Below are 18978 nucleotides of genomic sequence, written 5' to 3' on the forward strand. Positions count from 1 at the left end.
ATTTTAACAGTAAAGACCCATATCTCCTTTGTTCTCTGTTAGGCCAAGACACCCCCTCTGTTTCTCCCCTTATTAGGGTAGAGGTGGGTCATAGAGAAAGATCAAAAGAAAAATTCTGTGCGCTCTGTGCCACTTCGACTAGCTCTGTGCACCGCTCAGTGGTAAAAAGGGTCCATAGCCTATTGATACCTTCCACCCTGGCCGTTCTTCCGGTAGCTGCTCTGCTTGCGGGGGGGGGCCGGCTGCCACTTGCCGCAGAAGCGGTAAAGGGGCCCGCCCAGGAACTGGTTCAGTTCGGCCAGCAGTTCCTGTTCCGGCATCACCTTCAGTTTCTGGGAGCGTATCCTCACCGGCAGGGATTGGCCGTTCTTGACCACAAAGGTCACCGAGCAGACCCCGGGATAGCGTTGTAGGATCCCGGTCAGCTGGCGGGTGAATTCGTCGTCCATCTTTTCCTGATCCAGAATGATCTCCAGCTGTTCCACCAGGCCCTTGCGGCATTCCGGCAGGGCGTAAAAGTCCGAGGCTACGATCTTGGGAGCCTCGTCCTCCTTGGTGGAAACCGTTCCGGCCACCAGCACCACGCCGCCGCTGTTTATCAGGCTGCGCTTGGCATCGTACAGGTCGGAGAACACCACCACCTCGGTGAACCCGGTAAGATCCTCCAGCGAGATGAAGGCCATCGGTTTGCCGTTCTTCTGGGTGATGGATTTGACCGAGGAGATCAGGCCGGCCACGATCACCGCCTGATAATCATCCAGGCCGGTCAATTGGTCCAAATTATGGCTGGCGAAACATTTGATGTCGGCGGCGTATTTCTCCAGGGGATGCCCGGACAGATAAAACCCCAGGGCCTCCTTTTCGAAGGCCAGAAACTGCTTGCGGCTCACCTGGGCCGGGGCTTTTTTTGCCTGATCCCGGGCGGCGCCGGTCGCCGGTTCGGCGGAGTCGAAGAAAGAGGTCTGGCCCATCTCCCGCTCGTGGCGGATCTGGGCGGCCGATTCCATGGTGAGGTCCAGGTCGACCAGCAGGCCCTCGCGGTCGGGCTGAATGGCATCAAAGCAGCCGGATTTTATCAGACTTTCCAGCACCTTGCGGTTGACCACCCGGGCGTCTATGTTCTCCAGCATCTGCTTCGGGGAATCGAAGCTTTTTAGCTCCCGGCGGGCCCCGATGATGGAATCGATGGTGTTGCGGCCCACGTTCTTCACCGCCCCCAGGCCAAAGCGGATGGCCGGGCCCTCCGGCTGGTAGTGATGCTGGCTGGTATTGACATCCGGGGGAAGCAGGGCAATGCCCATCTCCCGGCAGTTGGCCAGAAAGGAGATGGTCTTGTTGGTGTCGCCCATCACGCTGGTCAGCACGGCCGACATGTATTCCAGGGGGTAATGGGCCTTGAGATAAGCCGTCTGGTAGGCCAGCACCGCATATCCGGCGGCATGCGATTTGTTGAAGCCGTATCCGGCGAATTTGGCCAGCAGGTCGAATATCTTCTCGGCCCGATCCTTGGGGATCTTATTGATTTCGTAGCATCCCTTGATGAAGGCCGGACGCTGTTTCTCCAGATCCTCCAACCGTTTTTTGCCGATGGATTTCAGCATCAGATATCCGGCGCCCAGCGAATAACCGGCCAGGGCCTGCACCGCCTGCATCACCTGTTCCTGGTAGATCAGGATGCCGTAGGTGTTCTTGCAGATGGGCTCCAGCAGGGGGTGCTCGTACTCGATCCGCTCCTGGCCGTTTTTGCGGGCCAGGAATTGGGGGATCAGATCCATCGGCCCAGGCCGGTACAGGGAGATCACCGCGATAATGTCGTCCAGGGAGGAGGTCTGCAGTTTGACTGTCAGGTCGCGCATTCCGGCCGACTCCAGCTGGAATATCCCGGTGGTGTTGCCTTTCTTCAGCAGGGCAAAAGTCTGCTCATCGTTGTATGGGATGGAGTCTATGTCCACATTGACGCCCCGTTCCCGGAGCATCCGGACGGTGTCGTCGATCACCGTCAGGTTGCGCAGGCCCAGAAAATCCATCTTCAGCAGACCGCATTTCTCCAGCCAGCCCATCTCGTACTGGGTGGAGACGTCCCCCTTGCTGCTTTTGAACAGGGGCAGATAATCGGTCAGCCGCCCCGGAGTGATCACCACCCCGGCGGCGTGGGTGCCGACGTTGCGGATCCGGCCCTCCACCGCCTGGGCGATCTCGATCACCTCCTGAAAGCGGGGGTCGGATCTCACCAGCTTGTCCAGTTCGGGAACGTGCTTGATGGCCTCGGCGATGGTGTTGCCGAAGGGGATCAGCTTGGCTATCTTGTCGGCCTCGCTGTAGCTCAAGCTGTAGACCCGTGCCACATCCCGCACCGCGGCCTTGGCCTGCATGGTGCCGAAGGTGATGATCTGGGCCACGCTGTCAGAACCGTACTTCCGGTTGACGTATTCGATCACCTTGCCGCGCTGGGTGTCGCCGAAATCGATGTCGATGTCCGGCATGCTGACCCTCTCCGGATTCAAAAACCGCTCGAACAGCAGGTTGAATCTCAGCGGTTCCACGTCGGTAATGCCCAGGCAGTAAAGCACCAGGCTGCCCACCGCCGAGCCCCGGCCCGGACCCACCGGCACCTGGTTGGCCCGGGCGAAATCGATGAAATCCTTGACCACCAGGAAATAGCCGGGGAAGTTCATCTTCTCGATGATCTCAAGTTCCTTGTTCAGCCGCTCCCTGATCCCGGAGGTGACCGTCTGATATCTTTTATTGAGGCCGGTCTCGGCCAGGTATCTCAGGTAGGCATGCTGGCTGTCAAATTCCTGGGGGATGGCATAGGAGGGGATGTTCAGTTTGCCGGAGCCCAGATCGGACAGCAGCAGGTTGCAGCGCTCGGCTACCGCCATGGTGTTATCAATGGATTGGGGGAATTCCTCGAAAAGCCTGGCCATCTCGGCCGGTGACTTGAAGTAGAAGTTGTCGTTGGAGAATTTCATCCGGCCGGGATCGCTGATGATCCTTCCGGTCTGGATGCACAGCAGAGCGTCATGGGCCTTGGCATCTTTGGCTTCCAGATAGTGGACGTCGTTGGTGGCCACCAGCGGGATGTCCAGCTCCCTGGACAGGGCGGCGATCTCGGGGATGACCTGAAGTTCCTCGGGCAGGCCGTGGTTCTGGATCTCCAGAAAGAAATCCGGCCCGAACAATTCACGATAGAAGGAGGCGGCCTCCCGGGCTTTTAGGGGATTGCCTTTCAGAATGGCCTGGGCGATCTCGCCCTGAATGCAGGAGGAGAGGGCCAGCAGGCCCTCGGAGTGCTGGGCCAGAAATTCCTTATCGATCCGGGGCTTGTAATAGAATCCATCCAGGAACCCGGCCGAGGACAGTTTCATCAGGTTGCGGTAGCCGGTCTCGTTGCGGGCCAGCAGTATCAAATGGAAGGCGGTCTCCCCGGCGGCGTCGGCCGAGCGGTCCAGCCGGCTGCCGGGGGCCAGGTACATCTCGCTGCCGATGATCGGCTTGATCCCGGCCGAGCGGGCGGTGGTGTAAAAATCCAGGGCCCCGAACATATTGCCATGATCGGTGATGGCCAGCGAGGTCATTTTATGCTCGGCCGTCTTCTCCACCAGTTTTTTAACCGGGATCAGGCCGTCCAGGACGCTGTATTCGGTATGAAGATGAAGATGGGTAAAACGGGAGTGAGGCATGACAATTTTGATTTTAGATTACAGATGGTGGATGGTTAAAGTAAAATGGCTGCGAAAACATTGCCGGAAATTTAGGCTATGCCAGGTTGAGATTCGCCGGCTGTTATGACCGACGAAACATCTGCGGCGGAGACTCCCCAAGATCCTTCGCTGGCCGGCTACGGGCAATATTCAGGCTGGCGAACTTTGGGAGCAATCATCAAAATCGGGCGATCTATTCCTGCAGATCGGAGAGTTTTTTGGGGATGCTGCTACCGTTGAGAGGCAGGTCCAGGGGATTGGCGCAGTATTTTTCCTTGCAGCGGCTGCATAATATGAAGCTGAATTCGCGGTGCACTTCCTCCTCCAGCAAGGATTCCGGCACCCCGGCGGTCTGTTCGTTTATCCGGGCGATGAGGTCCTTGATGCTGGTGCCAGCGGCCTGATCAAGCACCCCGTCGAACCCCTGCAGCAGGGAGATGTTCAGGCGGTAATATATGCTGCCCTGGGGCAGGGCCCTTCGGCATTTTTCACAGCGTCGCATGATTTTTTCTCCTCCACCGTTAGGATATCACTTAACGGACAGAATTTCAATAGCAAAGTGTCCCATAATTCAATTGACAAATCATATAAATGCAATTAAACTTAACAACGCCCCACTGAAGTTGAGAATCCAGCAGATTTGCCCCAGGCACCCAGGCACAATAAATATTTAAAATCAATGCTTAAAAAACAATTCATTTCAGCACTATTCTTCCTGGCGGTGGCAATATCATCCGCCTGGCAACCCTCTGCCGCCAATATCCTCATTCCCATGGACCTTACGCAGGCGGACCACCTGCGGGCCTATGGGGTGGTGTACCGCTGCCTGCAGAACGGCATCAAGGTGGAATGGCTGCTAAACTACCGGGGCGGTTCATTTATGACCTCCGAGAACCAGGCAACGGCCGAGCTGTGCAAGATCTCCGGCGTCAGCTACGGTGTTATCTCGGACAATCAAACCTCGGAGATATATCGCCAGATCGAATCCGGGAACATGGAGCGGATAGAACTGGAGAAGGCGCCCCGGCTGGCTGTCTATGTTCCGCTGACCCACGATCCCTGGGACGATGCCGTTCGCCTGGCCTTGGACTACGCCCAGGTGCCCTATACTACCCTATGGGACGAGGAGGTGCTGTCCGGTACTCTGGCGCAGTATGACTGGCTGCACCTGCACCACGAGGATTTCACCGGGCAGTACGGCAAGTTCTATTCCAGCTACCGCAACACCGACTGGTACCAGAACGATGTCCGGGCCAACACCCGGCTGGCCGGAAAGCTGGGCTACCCAAAGGTCTCCCAGATGAAATTAGCGGTGGCCCAGAAACTGCGGCAGTACCTATACGACGGGGGCTTCCTGTTCGCCATGTGCTCGGCTCCGGCCACTCTGGATATCGCCCTGTCAGCCTCCGGAACCGATATCGTGCCTAAAGAGTTCGACGGAGACCCGGCCGATCCGGGCTGGCAGGCCAAGCTGGATTTTACCCAGACCCTGGCCTTCAGAGACTTCAACGTCATCACCAATCCCCTGGTGTACGAACATTCCGACATAGATGTTGGCACCGACGCCCTGTCCCGGGGGAAGGACACATATTTCACCATGTTCGATTTTTCGGCCAAGTACGATCCGGTGTCATGCATGCTGGTGCAGAACCACGTGGCGCTGGTCGGCGAATTTTTGGGGCAGGATACCGGGTTCCGCCGGGACAGGATAAAAAAGGGGATAGTCCTGCTGGCCGAGGTGTCCGGCACCGACGAAATGAAATACCTGCACGGGATATACGGCAAGGGCAGCTTTGCCTATTTTGGAGGGCACGATCCCGAGGATTTCCAGCATTTCGTGGGGGATCCCAAGACCGATCTGCGGCTGTACCGCAACTCGCCGGGGTATCGGCTGATCCTTAATAATATCCTGTTCCCGGCGGCCAAGAAGAAACCGTTGAAGACCTGAGAGGCTAGTTGAACGACAAAAGAGCCACCCACTTGCCCGGCGTCCAGCCCACTCGCTTCGGCGACCCGGTGTCGGTCTACTGCGCCCTGCACCGAGGCTATATGGTGGTGCTCTATCTGATTGGTGATTACCGCCGGCTGATGGAGATGTCGCGCCGTTTGGAGGTTATCGCCGGAGTTTTAGGAGATGACCGGCTCAGGGCCCACGGACGGCACAACATCGGGCAGGCCTATTTCCGTTTAGGTGATTACGATCTGGCATTGAAGAGCTTCCAGCAGGCCGCGGACATCCGTCGGGAGGCGGGCGACCAAGGAGGGCTGGCCGAGAGCCATGTCAACCTGGGTAACGTCCATGCCGGGCAAGGAGAATACGCCAGGGCTATGGAATGCTTCCAGGGTGCGCTATGCATATATCGAGAAATTAAAAGCCGGCAAGGCGAGGCGGCCTGTCTGGTCAGCATCGGCAACATCTTCTATGGGCAGGGTGATTATGACGCAGCCTTGGACCATTATCAAAGATCTCTGGCCATCCGGGAGGAGAGTGGGGATAAACTAGGGCAGGCCAAGAGCCTGCACAGCATAGACAATATTTTCTACTATCGTGGCGAGCTGGAGAAATCCCTGGAATGCACTATGCGGGCCCAAGAAATCCGGGCCGAAATCGGGGACCGGGCGGGACTGGCGGCGGGGTACCTTAACCTCAGCAATATTCATCAGCTGAAACAGGAGCTGAACAGAGCGCTGGAATATGCCAAAAGATCGCTGGCTATCCGCCGCGAGATCGGGGAACGGGCGGGCCAGGTGGGCTGTTTGAACATCATCGGGGGCATTCACGCCCAGCGGGGCGATCACCGCCTAGCGCTGGATATCTTTCGGGAATCCCTGAGGATCCAGGAGGAGATGGGGCACAAGCTGGACCGCTGCGTGACCATTTGCTCCCTGGCTGCCGCCCAAATCGCCCTGGGCGAATTTGGCGGGACAGAGGGCCTGCTGGAGGCGGGATTTGCCCTGGCGGTCGAAATGGGATCGGCGGCTGATGAGGCCAAATGCCATGAAACCTACGGGAAGTTTTTCGCGGAAAAAGGATCGCTGGAACAGGCCTCGGAAAGGTACCTGAAGGCGCTGGGCATCTATCAGGGCATGCAGAATGAATACGACGCCGCCCAGATGAGGATGGCATACGGGCATATCCTGGCAGGAAAGGGCCTGCACCGGGAGGCGGCCGATCAGCTGTCCCAAGCCAGGGACCTGTTCCGTAAGATGGCACTGGAGTCGCCGGCCCAGGAGGCGGAAAGGGAACTGGAGGCCCTAGCCGGGCCGGCCAAGCGGAATGCCTGAAGCCGGACCCGCGGCTGTGATGCAGCTCGTCGAGGTATGGGCTGATAGTGAGCAATATTGTTCCCGGCGGCCAAGAAGAAGCAATTGAAAACATAAATGCCTATTGTCAAACGAAAATATTTGAAGACCATACTGAATCAAAGATTCGACGGTTTAATTTTATATTGACTTAATAAATAATTTTGGTTATAATTACGTACTCTTTTAGGAACCCGAAGGGCCACCGTAGCTCAGCTGGTAGAGCAGCGGTTTTGTAAACCGCTGGTCGGGGGTTCAAGTCCCTTCGGTGGCTCCATAAAGATAAGTTTCAGCAACGGGGCTCGAGTTGGCCGGCGTCTCGATATGCTTTTATGCGAATCGACGACCGGCCAGTACCGAGAGGACCGGAAGTAAATATAATAAACGTGGTGAGGTTCCCGAGTGGCCAAAGGGAACAGACTGTAAATCTGTCGGCTAAGCCTTCGGAGGTTCGAATCCTCCCCTCACCACCACTACTTGACCCCTCCCGACCCTCCCCCAGATCAAGGGGAGGAATCAAGGTGGGGTCAAAATATCGGCGGATAAGTTTTCCGAGCGGGTGTAGCACAACGGTTAGTGCTCCTGCCTTCCAAGCAGGATACGACGGTTCGATTCCGTTCACCCGCTCCATTTTTTCACTTTTTGCGTAAGCTGCTGATTTTTCAATAACTTAACCGGTTCGATTGGACGTTTTCGTAGTTTTTCCTCAATCGAAAAATCGCTTACGCCAAATAGAACGGAATTCTTTGACAGACAAAGAGTTCCGTTTTTTATTGTTAGGTTCTGACCAAGCGAAAGGAGTACCTGCTTCTTGAAGTCTGAATCCGCATTGGGATACATGCCCCTTGCTGAGGACGCGAATGTCAATAAGGCATCCATTTTCTCAAAACAGCCGTCTACCTGCTGGCTGGTATCCTGTAGGAGGTCAAGTAGCGTTGCTTTCTCCTCCTGAAGTTCCTTGCGAAGCGGGTTGTACTCTTCTTCCGATATTTCCCCTCTAATATTCATCCGAAGAAGACGGTTAAGGCTGTTCACACACTTATCAAACTCCTTTTGCCGGGTTTTCATCTGCTGTTCAAAATACTGCCTTTGACCGGTAGACTCTTTGCTGAGAACTTCCAAGATCGCTTCCCGCATACCAGGGCTTATTTCGATATGAGCCAATAGAGATTCAATCTGCTTGTCAAGCTCCTTTTCATTGATAGGCCGGGCCCTGCAAGCCTTGTTTTGGGATCGTGTACAGCGATAGTAGGTATAATGCCTGACCTCACCTTTCCTATTGGTCTTGACCTTTTCCTCGGCAGTGAACATAGAGCCGCATTCGCCACATCGCAATAGGCCGGTAAAAGCAAAATTATGGACCTTTTGGCGCGGGTGGTGGCGGTGATGAAGGATCTCCTGGGCAATATCGAACTCCTGCCGGGATATCATCGCCGGATGGTTGCCCTTATGAACCTGTTTGTTAAACCTGAAGTACCCGTAGTAGAAGGGGTTTTCGAACATCTTATAAAACTGCGACATGCTTAGCTTCTTGCCGGAGCGGGACCGCAAGGCCATTTCATTCATGGCCGTTTCATAGACCTTGCTCAGAGGATGGTGGTGATAGATCAAGTCATGCCACAGCCGTTTAACCAGGTCAAAACGGTCGGGATCGGGGACGATATCGTGCTCGCCTTTTCTAATTTGGCGATTGATATACCCCATAGGGGCCAGGCCGGGCAACCAACCTCTTTCGACCTTGTGCTTCATGCCGCGTTTAACGTTCGATTTCAGATCAATAATATACTGGGTAGCCACTGCGAAATCGACCCCGAGCACGACGACATTATCTCCGGGATAGAAGTCACGTTCCGACGTTCGGATGTGCTTGATTTTGCCTTCTTGCAGCATCCACTTGATTTGACCCTCATCTATAGGATTCCTGGCAAGGCGGTCGATCTTCCAGGTCAAGATACCCTGCGCTTTGCCGGCAGCTATCTCATGCAGCATCCGGTTAAAGAGGGGGCGCCCCGGCTGTTTAGCCGACTGCGACTCGGTTATTTCCTCAATGATCTCAAAGTTGTCATGGGCGGCAATCCGGCGTAATTCCTCCAATTGTGCGGCAATGGATGCCACCTGACGGCCGGAATCGTCCGTGCTTTTACGCCCATAGATGAAGTATTTTAGGTTATTCATTTGGACCTCCTTATTAGGTTATTATATTGGTTTTTAGTTGCGGAATCAAGATAAAGAAAAGGGCTGCGGCTGCAATTTAGCACAGCCCTTTTCGGTTATTCAGTCCTGATGCTGGTGTATAGTTCCTCGCGTAGATCGTTGATGCTGACAGCCTCAGTAGGGAGGCGGACAGAGCGGAATTCCGCCACTTTGTCCATGATCCAGGGGATTTGTTTCCGCTTGTCGAAACCAGCCTGTTGCAGAACCTCACGAACAGCCTCGGAGGAATTGAAAACCCCTAGGAGTTCACGCGTCCCGAGTGCTTCTATCAGTTGGAAGAAGGCTTTTGTGCCTCCGAGTTCTTGGCGCATCTGGCTGAGCATTTCGACATAATCTTCGGCATAACTATCACCTGGCAGTCGGCGATCAAGGCGTAGCGCCCAACTTATCTGGTCATAGTAGTGCTTGCGGACAGCCGCCCATTTTTCCAGAAGATTATCGACAGTGATGATGTCCAGCCGTTGTTGGATTGTGCGGGCATTCATATACCGCAACTCCCAGCGGAGGGTATTTCTGCGGATCAGTGCCCGAAGGCTTTGGGTCTGTTGTTGGATGTGCTTGTCATAAATAACGCTGGCCCGCTCATCGTTGTACCTTAGATCGGTGGTCTCAAAACCGACGCCCTTGCGAAACCGGAACCTAAGCAGGTCAAACAGAGGGCGGTACACGCTGAAGCTGAACCTGGTTTCAGCATTGCCAAATATGTCGATTCGAGCCACGACGGCACCGCGGATATCGGCAATAAACCCGTGTTCCAGGTGAAGGTGCTCCTGTACGAAATCGAAGACGGCCTCGGCGCCATCCCACGACACCGGGTGAAAATTGCTCGCGCCAAGGGTCATCACTCGGGCTACGCTGAACCTGATATAAATGAAGCCGAAGTTCGTGTACACTTCAATGTGATAGCGGTCGTTCTCTATTGAGACGCTGCTAACACGCCTGGGGCGGCCCCGTGTATATCGGATTAATACGTTTCTTCCTGTAGGCCAGCCTTGCTTAAGGGCGGCCGGTGCCAGCTTAACCCGGTTATTTTTAGACCGGATAATTGGCGGGGTTTGCAGCCGGAGCGTGATAGTATCAAGCATGGCTGTTCCCCCTATAATACGTGGGTATTGACCCAGATTCTGGGACACTCTTAGCTAAGGCGGGGGATAGGGAGCTAGCTGAACTCAGTACCAGCCTGACCAGATTAACGGCCCCGATCAGATCCTTTAGGGCATCTTCATAGCTGATTTTGATGCCCTGGTCCAAGCAGTGCTGTTGTACCTTAAGCACTGCCGATTCAGGGACCAGTTTTGAGGAACCCGGTCCAGCATTATTACCAGACCGGCATTCATTGGAGGTGAGGGTTTGAATCATGGCGTAACCTTTCTAATTGAGTTTTTGGTATACGCTGATTAAACCAATCACCTTTCATTTCTCCGGTTCAGATCTATTCAGATTTATTCATATTTACGTTCAGATTTGAGATATCCTTAATTAACGGTTATACGGTAGGGACTTATAAAACCTGAAAGTGAAGGAAAATGATTGTAAAAATTATTAAGACAATAAAAAAAGCACCCCTTTATGGAGTGCTCTCTGGACCGAATGGCTTATTACTTTTTCTTCTTCTTGCGCCGAGTCTTAAAAGGTTCTTCAGTTAATTGATATTCAAGATACGGCTTAGTGCCCCTATGCACAATTGACATTGTAGGATACCCGGCTAAAACCTCAGTATTTATTTTAGACACATACTTACTGATAGTTGTTTTATCGATATGAATCTGAGGATCATCTTCAGGATATAAAAACAATGCAAGCTCATTGGCATGGTGATACCCAGGTTTGGCCATCAAATATATAAGAAGCTTACGCAATAAAAATGTAAGATCCAATTTAAACTCATCTTTATACCATAGTTCTTTCTTAGCATTCTGGCGTAGATCCCGATATTTGCATGGAGCATCAAAATCAAAAAATGAAACAGCCTGAACCTTATCAGACACAACCGATGTAGAACCAGGCACTGAATTTAATGGACGGTCATTCCAGCCAGGATACTTTTCATCCAGAGTAGAATACCGGGCCTCAAGAGTCTTTAGCTGTACAATCAAATGGTACTTGATGAATCTTCTCCAATCAATATCAGGGCTATCATTATAGAGAAAAATAGTCCCGGCGGTACTCATTTTCATAAGAGCCACACGTTGATCCTGGAAAGTGAAGTTATATTTCGCCTCATCCAGTAATGTGAACTCAAAAAATATATCCTCCGAACCCCAGGTTGCAGATGGAAATTCAGAATCTGCCAAAGGATGGGACATAGCCTCCGTCCTTATGGCCCAAAGTAGAAGCAATTCCCTTCGTTCGTGAATCTCTTCGGGATGCTGAATTTTTGCAGAGGTCATACTTTCTCCGACAAAACGTGTACATTTAGCTTATAATGGGGTAAAAACAGGGGAGGGCGTAAACTGTAAATCAATGCAGTGTTATGACTTATGTCGTTGCCCCATAACGATTAACAGCTTATACAAATGTCCTCTCGGTATAAAGCTGAGGTAAAGGGGCATTTTTAATCAAATTTGGAGTATTTTCGACCAGGTAACCTATATTTGTTTCGTGATATTTACATTTTCCCTGTAAAGACCCCGGAGGCACGAAAAGAATTCGATTTCTACCATTATATAACCATAGTCTTAAGAGAAAATTCTGGTTTTTTAGGATTTCCATAATACGATATCAATCAGCGGCACTGTAATCTGTGTTAACAGTATTGCTAAGTCTTACATCGGGTTTACCTTTGTGTTTTGTTGTTTTGCCAAACCAACTTCTATACGTTTTCGTAAAGAAGCTGTCTTTTTTATTAACTGCTCCTTTTCGTGAACATAGAATTCCACACGTTGAGGGGTGTATCGACGATGCTGAATCTGGCCTTGAATCAGTGCATCGAGTTGTTTTTCTATTTCTTTGATAATATGATTTAGACCGGCATAGTCTTTTTGGGAGGATAAATACTTAAGCCACTCATAAACTCGACCGCTATGAATGAGACAATCAATATCATCTTGGAAATATTTAAATTCATCAAGTATAGCTGATTTGTCGCCCAATTTAAGTCTTACCTCAAAGTATAAAATCGCATAAAGTGTCTTTTCACGATCAGATTCATATGATCTCTCAATATGATAGAGGGCGGTTTCAAGGTCATCTTTACCTAACGCTTTCCGGCACTCGCAATATGAGACTATGTTTTCTGGTAGTGGAAGGAAGTCATCATACGTGCAGCCTTGTAAAAGGAAAGAGAATACAGCACCCGGCTCTCGAGTAACCTTTTTCCCGCTTGCGACAGCTTCTGTTTCGATTTCATGAAGATGGGTCTTTTCCCGAAAACCATAATAACACCCTTTTCTTATTATAGGTTTATAATTGCCATTGCCCATCCTCTTTGGTGAAAAACCCAGAGCTTGCCATTCCCTCATCCTTCGTATCGTGTCGATGAGTGGTATGAATTCCCTGGGCGTTATATCATAAACAGGGCCATCAAATCGCAGGTATGGATCAGGATCATTATAATTGTAGGAGTTGGCTTGCGGCTTTTGCGGCATCATAATCTCCAATCTAACGTTATTCTCTGTGGGTGCGAGGTGTTAAGAATACTACCAAAGTCCAACAAAATCAAGCAAAATAATGTCTCTAACAACCACATATAGCTGTCAAGTTATATGTGTCGGCAAATACAAAAGACCGTTGCTGTTAAAACAACGGTCGTATCAGATAGACCACAGTCCGTAGCACGAAGTGCAGCCCCTGAAAGGGACGAGACGGGTCGGTCTCGGCAGAACCCTTCCCCTTAGGCGCTCAGTTGTAATTGCGCCAGAGCAGCCTTCCCTCTTTGGGATTCATTATTTGGATGGGGTTGCCAGGATGGGAGAGTCCAGAGACGGGAAGGCTCGGCAGGGGAAGGTCTGGCAAGGCTGCTGTAGCCATCCTTAAATAGGGCGAAAGCAGACGGTAGGGCTGTGGCTTGATTTAGAAAACGTAGGTCAAACCGATGAGTACCGACGGCATAATAGAAATATCTACTTGGGTATTTCCAGCTTGCTGTGTAGCAGTCAAAGGTCGGGTTTCTAATTCTAGTCTCAGGTCTTTTCTTAAGTCGTGTGCCATACCAAAGATGGCACTTGGGATATACTTCATCCGCACATTTTTAGCTTTATCGACGGCAATCGCGGCACCATAAAACGGGTATAAAAATGCGCCGGGCTTGTAGTGGCGGAATCCTAATTCTCCGAAAGTTTTCCAATCTTGGTTATTGTCAACATCTTTGGTTGCGGTCACAAAGCCAGAGATGCCAAGAGCGTTGGAACCCCAAGTTAACGACCAAGCAAGGCAGCCAGGAAAGCTGGTTACTGAGCCAGCCTGAATTCCAATGGAACCAGCAGTAGCGGACATAGCAATGACCAGAATTGCTACAAATACAAGAACAGGTCTCATGTGAGTTCCTTTCTAATTGAGTTATTGATGGATTGCGATATTAGTTATTAATGACCATCACTGAAGATTATTTCATAACGGGCTGGCCCGGATGCCGTAGCCATCATTATTTAGGGCAGAGGCAGACGGCAGGGCTGGGGATACCTTATTGAGCCAAGCGGTAAAGAATAGGGCATGGAAGCATAAAACAATGGGACCGTGCCCACCAAATAGGATAAAGTGAAGTTGTCCGGCGTTAAATAAAACCGATCTCAGCGGGGTTGCCAGAGATGGGCCCTATGGGATGGGATGGCTCGTTTGCTGCGGCCACATTCATTTAAAAAATGTATGATATAGTAGAGATTTCACGGTCCATTCAAAACCAGTCTTAAAAGAAATACCCTGATGCTGATTATCTCTATGATATTCCATAAATCTAACAGCATATTCGATTTTGCTATCATAATCATTTTGTATGCGATCAAACATTTCTTTTACCAATACCGTTTCATACTGCGCTGCTTCCCGCAACACTCTGCCTGCGGTAGAATAGTGACCATTCTGAATCAGATCAAATGCCTCATCAGTAAGTTTTTGCGCTTTTCTTATTTCTTCATTTCTACTACCGATTATTTCAGATAACTTTCTCCCTTTAACAACTTCGTTAGGGTCTGCTCCATATATAATTAAAAGCTGTGCAAATTCGATATCTCGTTGATTCACGGCGTAAGCCAACAGGGAAGAATTGTCATATAATCTGGTATTGATATCGGCCCCTGCACCAAGCAATATTTTTGCAACCTCCATTTTCATATCAGATAATTCATCCCTGCAAGGATAAACAACCAAGAGCCATAACGGTGTATAGCCCTCCATTATTGCTCTGCCATCTTCACTATACCAACCTGAACCGCCAACACAGTTTACAGAAGCACCACAAGATATCAACGACTTTAAGATTTCGATATATTGTCGCCGATCACCACGCCAATGCTCCAGAAGCCGAATCAGACGGAATAAAGGGGTATGGCCTTTTTGATCTTTTAGATTTATATCACCACCTTGAAGTATCATCTCAGAGAATGGCGTAAGCTCATCTGAAATTTCTGATGGAGAAGAAAATTCTTGCGAATCATTTTTTTCGTCATCCTCACCTTCCGAGCAATATTGCCCCTCATCTCCATACCGATTGAGAAGCTCACCATCTTCCGAATAAACATCATTAGTATGTTGCATTGTATTCCCTTCAAGTATTCTTTAGAATCCCAATAATCAGTAACATCCTTATCCTCAGGAAGGTTCGGCAGGAGGCGGGCTGGCCCGGATGCCGTAGCCATCATTCTATAGGGCAAAGGCAGGCGGCAGGGCTGGGGATACCTTTTAATAACGAAAAGCCATAAAGCTATTCTGATTTTTTATCTTCAATGTATCGGACAATTAGCATCACAGAAATAACCAAACTCGCACCGAAAGTTAATGGTGCAATAACCAATGTAAAAATAAGTCCAAATATTAATCCGACTAATTTCATATTCACTTTCTCCCGTTAATTGGTGTTATTACTTGGGTTTGGTTATAAAATAATAAGCCACAGCAAACACACCAAAAAATAAACCGGCGAAAAAACCAACCACGGGGTTTCTTTTACTGTCTCTTGCCATACCCGTACAAATAAAAGCACAAATTATTCAAATACAAGATGAGTGAGATAATCATTTAAAACAAATTATATTACATCTGAATTTTATAATGATATTCACACGTTTGTCTTTTGCCAGCCCCATCTATTTCAAGTTTAACCGCTAAAGCGACTTTCCCCATAAAACCCAGAAAATCTCTGACATCTTCATACTTATAAGTTAAATCTGCTCCTGACGAGGAATGGTCAATCCTTAATTCTTTAGTATATTGCCTATCCAACAGTATATAATACCTGCCCATCCGATAAGAAGCAGAAAATTCACCAGCCGTAGTAAATCCCCCCATCAATCCCTTGTTAATAGTACCTGAGTACAATACATGCTGTTGATTAGTGTCCGAATCAACACAAATAAAATCAAATTGAACTTGGTCTGCCATATTGCCTCCTAAATAATAATATAAATTAATTGTTATTTAAATATTATTCTTTAGAATCCCAGTAATCTTCGATATCCTGCTCACTCATGCCCTGGTCTCGAAGATAATCATTATATTGGTATTTAGGGCATTCAGTTTCGACGGGCCTATAATTCCTGATAGGCGGAGGCGGTTTCGGTGGATCCCCTTTCGGTAGCAGATATTTGTTCTTTTGCATATCCCCAATAGCTTCGCCTATGCCACGAAGGAACTTAACAGTAAAACGGGCTACCCACCATATGACCAACGCTAGAAACAATATTTCTATCATATAACAACCCTAAGATTGGATGGTGCTACACATTTTGTATAATAGCAAATGTATATCCAATAGTCAATATATATTATAAATACTATTGGTTGGTTTTTATTCCCCACGTTAAAATGGTAATATTCATAAAAAGGGGGAATATGGAAATATACCAACAAATAGGCAAACAAGTCAAAGCCATCCGTAAAAAGGCCGGATACACCCAAGAACGACTGGCAGAAAGCGCCGGATTGAGCCTGAATTACATCCATATGATAGAATCTGGGAAACGCGCGCCTACGGTAGACACCCTTAATAAGATAGCTGGCTGTCTGAAGGTCAAACTCAAGGACCTTTTCTCAACGGACCTCCCAGCACCGGTACTAGAAAAGCAAAAGACCATAGAACTTACATCAGAAGAATACAAACAATTGCTGACAACTATAAAAACACTTAAGAAAAAGACCCCCAAAAACCTGTGATAACGATCACGGGTTTTTTAGTGCCCCAGCGTTCATTCCCCCTACACCACCATCCTGGCCGATTTAACTACTTGCTCTCTTCCTCGGAATAATACCCATTGGCCCCTATCACCATATTATCCATGACCCGGATACCCAGCATCTTGCAAACGTCCCGTAAAGTGTCCCAAAGCTGCCGGTCCTCTGATGATGGGTTAATTTCTCCGCTTGGGTGATTGTGAACGGAAATTATGCTCGGCACTCCTGATGCCACTGCTCCCCGTAGTACTATGCCAGGAACTACCCGGCAGCTATCTATACATCCCATAGCCGTCATTTCCTTCTTCACCACTTTGTTCTTGGTGTTCAGGTGCAAAACCCAAAATATCTCTCTATCTGCCATCGCTTCGGCTTTCATGTACTGAAAGACAGATTGTGGGCTGGACACAGGGAATTTGGTGATAGCCTCGGATACCTTGATAAGCTCCAATTCAGTAGATTTGTAGCGTTTCATATTTCCTCCTTTTTGGACACAAAAAAAGAGCCACTCCGTTATTGGAATGGCTCTTTAATTATGCTGTTTATTCTTCATGGCGATCCTTACAGTTGGGACAGTATTTATCCGGGCAATGGAACTCTTTCTCGCCTCCCGTAAAGACCAGAATACAAGAATGCCCACAAAGCGGACACTCGGCCCTTACCTCCACGGTGGGGGTATACTTTTTACGCTCTCTCTTAAGCGTGATGGCTGATACGTGCATAATTCCCTCCTTATAAGTTAAAGTAGTCGCCCAACCAAAGGCAATTGTTGTAGTTGATTTCCCCTGGTTCGTGCCTGATGTAGTTGGCCGCTTTCTGTGCCGCCGATGCCGCATAAATGATCAGCTTTTTGTCTCCCTGAAGTCTTTTCAGCCAATGGGCGCAATACGCGGCCTGTTTCCTGATGGTCATTGGCGCTATTCCAGCATAAGCGCATAGAAAAGATGATCCAAGCTCAGCTATCAACTCCTCGTTGCTGTAAGCGGCATTAAATCCTGCCTTCTCGTAAGTATTGTTCCTGTCCAGCCTTTTCTGGTGGCCTGTGGAATGGACAGCCTCATGCCAAAGGGTAGAATAATACTCTTCCGGACTGTCGAACCATTCCCTGGCTGGCATTCCAATCACATCCTCTACCCGGTCATAATAAGCCTCCCTGGACCCTATCACCCCTGGCTTATTAGGCATGTTTTTAAATACCTCTTCGCAAGCCTCTATCGGGTTTATCTCCTGTCCTATCTGGGGTATCTTCTCTGCCGGGATACCTGTAGTCTGCTCCAAGTTGAAAACACAGTAATACCTCATCAACGGCACCTCGGTTACCTCCCCTGATTGTGAATTGATATGTTCCAGTAGACGCCAGTAAACGATCCGGAATGCCCTCGATCCTGGCTTAACTTGTCCGCCCAATTCCGTTATCTGGTTAAAGGTCGCATAAAAAGGGCTGGCATGTTCCGATAAGGATAGGATAAGTAAATTGATGCCGTGGTATTGATGCTTGGACACCATATTCATCGGCAGATGGCTCTTCCAAGGCTTCTGCCAGGGTATGACTCCCTTCTCCATCGCTTCCAGTATCTGATCGGTTACTATCTGGGCGACATCGGGTTTGTGTGGTTTGGTTCTGGTGATCATGTGTTGGTCCTCCTTAATATAGGTTAATAGAAAAAAGCTACCCGGTATGGGCAGCTCTATAATACGTGGGTTTAGACCCAGATTCTGGGACACCTTAATTATTCAGTCCTCTTGACAGGCGTATGCCTTTCCTTATATAATAACCATATGGCTCCTTTCAAAATATTTCTATCTTCCTGGACTTGGGAGCTCCATTTTATTGCCCGAACCGTCGCATCCGGAGCTAGGATGACGGTTCCCCGCCTGGTGCTCAACTTTGTAGCAGGGCGGCGGCGGATCCGCCGCATATTATGCCTGTTCTGAAGACATAGGCGGAGATTCCGTTCACCCGCTGTATTTTTCAGCGTTTTGTCTGTAAGTCTATGCTGGGGAGGTCGTTTGCATTATAACAAGCTGCCTCATGAAAATATGAGCCTTTGACAAAAAACCGATCCGGGGCCCAGCGGATAAAATATATCTCAGTTTTGACAAAATATAGTTGACAAATCCTGAAAATTTGATATAATTACAATTCTTCCGAAAAAACAGACTCTGCCGCCCAAAGTAGTGGTGACTTGGGGGGATAGGGGTTTATTGTTTTTTCCTCTTGAAACCAACGCCCACCTAGCTCAGTCGGTAGAGCGCGTCCTTGGTAAGGACGAGGTCACCAGTTCAATTCTGGTGGTGGGCTCCATTTGAAAATATGAATTCTTAAAGAATAAATCCTTTTATAAGGAGAAGCGCCATGGCCAAAGCAAAATTCGAGCGAACCAAGCCGCACGTAAATATCGGGACGATCGGTCACGTTGACCACGGCAAGACG

The 18978-nt window shown here is 49.5% G+C and carries 16 protein-coding genes and 4 tRNA genes; 7 read left to right on the plus strand and 13 right to left on the minus strand.

Annotation, left to right across the window (positions count from 1 at the left end; genetic code table 11):
- Positions 1–179: 179 nt before the first annotated feature.
- Both A2273_09860 and A2273_09865 read right to left on the minus strand, forming a co-directional pair.
- Entirely contained in the window at positions 180–3683 is a 3504-nt protein-coding gene (locus tag A2273_09860) for a DNA polymerase III subunit alpha (protein OGF06083.1), read from the minus strand.
- A gap of 214 nt (positions 3684–3897) precedes the next feature.
- Positions 3898–4206 carry a hypothetical protein gene (locus A2273_09865; protein ID OGF06084.1) on the minus strand — a complete coding sequence of 103 codons (309 nt, stop codon included), beginning with the start codon at positions 4204–4206 and terminating at the stop codon, positions 3898–3900.
- A gap of 177 nt (positions 4207–4383) precedes the next feature.
- Here A2273_09865 and A2273_09870 point away from each other — a divergent pair, with 177 nt between their 5' ends.
- The 5 genes from A2273_09870 (at position 4384) to A2273_09890 (ending at position 7637) form a co-directional block, all read left to right on the plus strand.
- Entirely contained in the window at positions 4384–5652 is a 1269-nt protein-coding gene (locus tag A2273_09870; protein OGF06085.1) for an asparagine synthetase B, read from the plus strand.
- Between the two features lie 8 nt (positions 5653–5660).
- Positions 5661–6989 (plus strand): hypothetical protein, encoded by a 1329-nt coding sequence (locus tag A2273_09875; GenBank protein ID OGF06086.1) that lies wholly within the window; start codon positions 5661–5663, stop codon positions 6987–6989.
- A 219-nt stretch (positions 6990–7208) separates the two neighbouring features.
- A tRNA-Thr gene (locus A2273_09880) sits at positions 7209–7284 on the plus strand.
- Between the two features lie 111 nt (positions 7285–7395).
- Positions 7396–7480 (plus strand) — tRNA-Tyr (locus A2273_09885).
- An 82-nt stretch (positions 7481–7562) separates the two neighbouring features.
- Positions 7563–7637: transfer RNA gene (locus A2273_09890), tRNA-Gly, on the plus strand.
- Here the strand turns inward: A2273_09890 and A2273_09895 are convergent.
- The 9 genes from A2273_09895 to A2273_09935 all read right to left on the minus strand — a co-directional run bounded on the left by A2273_09895 (position 7626) and on the right by A2273_09935 (position 16065).
- Positions 7626–9182, minus strand: coding sequence for a hypothetical protein (locus A2273_09895; GenBank protein ID OGF06087.1), 1557 nt, complete (start codon positions 9180–9182; stop codon positions 7626–7628). The genes A2273_09890 and A2273_09895 overlap by 12 nt on opposite strands.
- Positions 9183–9277: 95 nt before the next feature.
- Positions 9278–10306, minus strand: a complete 1029-nt coding sequence (locus A2273_09900; protein OGF06088.1) for a hypothetical protein — start codon at positions 10304–10306, stop codon at positions 9278–9280.
- Positions 10307–10819: 513 nt separating this feature from the next.
- A complete protein-coding gene (locus A2273_09905; protein OGF06089.1) occupies positions 10820–11611 on the minus strand; it encodes a hypothetical protein in 792 nt (263 codons plus the stop codon).
- Positions 11612–11986: 375 nt separating this feature from the next.
- Complete coding sequence (locus tag A2273_09910) at positions 11987–12808, minus strand: hypothetical protein (protein ID OGF06090.1); 822 nt, start codon at positions 12806–12808, stop codon at positions 11987–11989.
- 424 nt (positions 12809–13232) lie between these two features.
- Positions 13233–13697, minus strand: a complete 465-nt coding sequence (locus A2273_09915; GenBank protein ID OGF06091.1) for a hypothetical protein — start codon at positions 13695–13697, stop codon at positions 13233–13235.
- Positions 13698–14009: 312 nt separating this feature from the next.
- Positions 14010–14750 (minus strand): hypothetical protein, encoded by a 741-nt coding sequence (locus A2273_09920; protein ID OGF06092.1) that lies wholly within the window; start codon positions 14748–14750, stop codon positions 14010–14012.
- Positions 14747–15016: a hypothetical protein gene (locus A2273_09925; protein ID OGF06093.1), complete on the minus strand. Its 270-nt coding sequence runs from the start codon at positions 15014–15016 to the stop codon at positions 14747–14749. Before A2273_09925 ends, A2273_09920 begins: the two co-directional genes overlap by 4 nt.
- Positions 15017–15407: 391 nt before the next feature.
- On the minus strand, positions 15408–15755 hold the full coding sequence (locus tag A2273_09930) for a hypothetical protein (protein OGF06094.1): 348 nt from the start codon (positions 15753–15755) through the stop codon (positions 15408–15410).
- A 43-nt stretch (positions 15756–15798) separates the two neighbouring features.
- A complete protein-coding gene (locus A2273_09935) occupies positions 15799–16065 on the minus strand; it encodes a hypothetical protein (protein ID OGF06095.1) in 267 nt (88 codons plus the stop codon).
- Positions 16066–16205: 140 nt separating this feature from the next.
- On the opposite strand from A2273_09935, the gene A2273_09940 reads away from it, so the two are divergent.
- Positions 16206–16526, plus strand: a complete 321-nt coding sequence (locus A2273_09940; protein OGF06096.1) for a hypothetical protein — start codon at positions 16206–16208, stop codon at positions 16524–16526.
- A gap of 67 nt (positions 16527–16593) precedes the next feature.
- On the opposite strand, the gene A2273_09945 is transcribed toward A2273_09940, so the two are convergent.
- A complete protein-coding gene (locus A2273_09945; protein ID OGF06097.1) occupies positions 16594–17019 on the minus strand; it encodes a hypothetical protein in 426 nt (141 codons plus the stop codon).
- Positions 17020–17276: 257 nt separating this feature from the next.
- Positions 17277–18173: a hypothetical protein gene (locus tag A2273_09950; protein OGF06099.1), complete on the minus strand. Its 897-nt coding sequence runs from the start codon at positions 18171–18173 to the stop codon at positions 17277–17279.
- A 600-nt stretch (positions 18174–18773) separates the two neighbouring features.
- On the opposite strand from A2273_09950, the gene A2273_09955 reads away from it, so the two are divergent.
- Positions 18774–18849 (plus strand) — tRNA-Thr (locus tag A2273_09955).
- Positions 18850–18978 lie beyond the last annotated feature (129 nt).

Source organism: Candidatus Edwardsbacteria bacterium RifOxyA12_full_54_48, from assembly GCA_001777915.1.
Taxonomy (GTDB): Bacteria; Edwardsbacteria; AC1; order AC1; family EtOH8; genus UBA2226.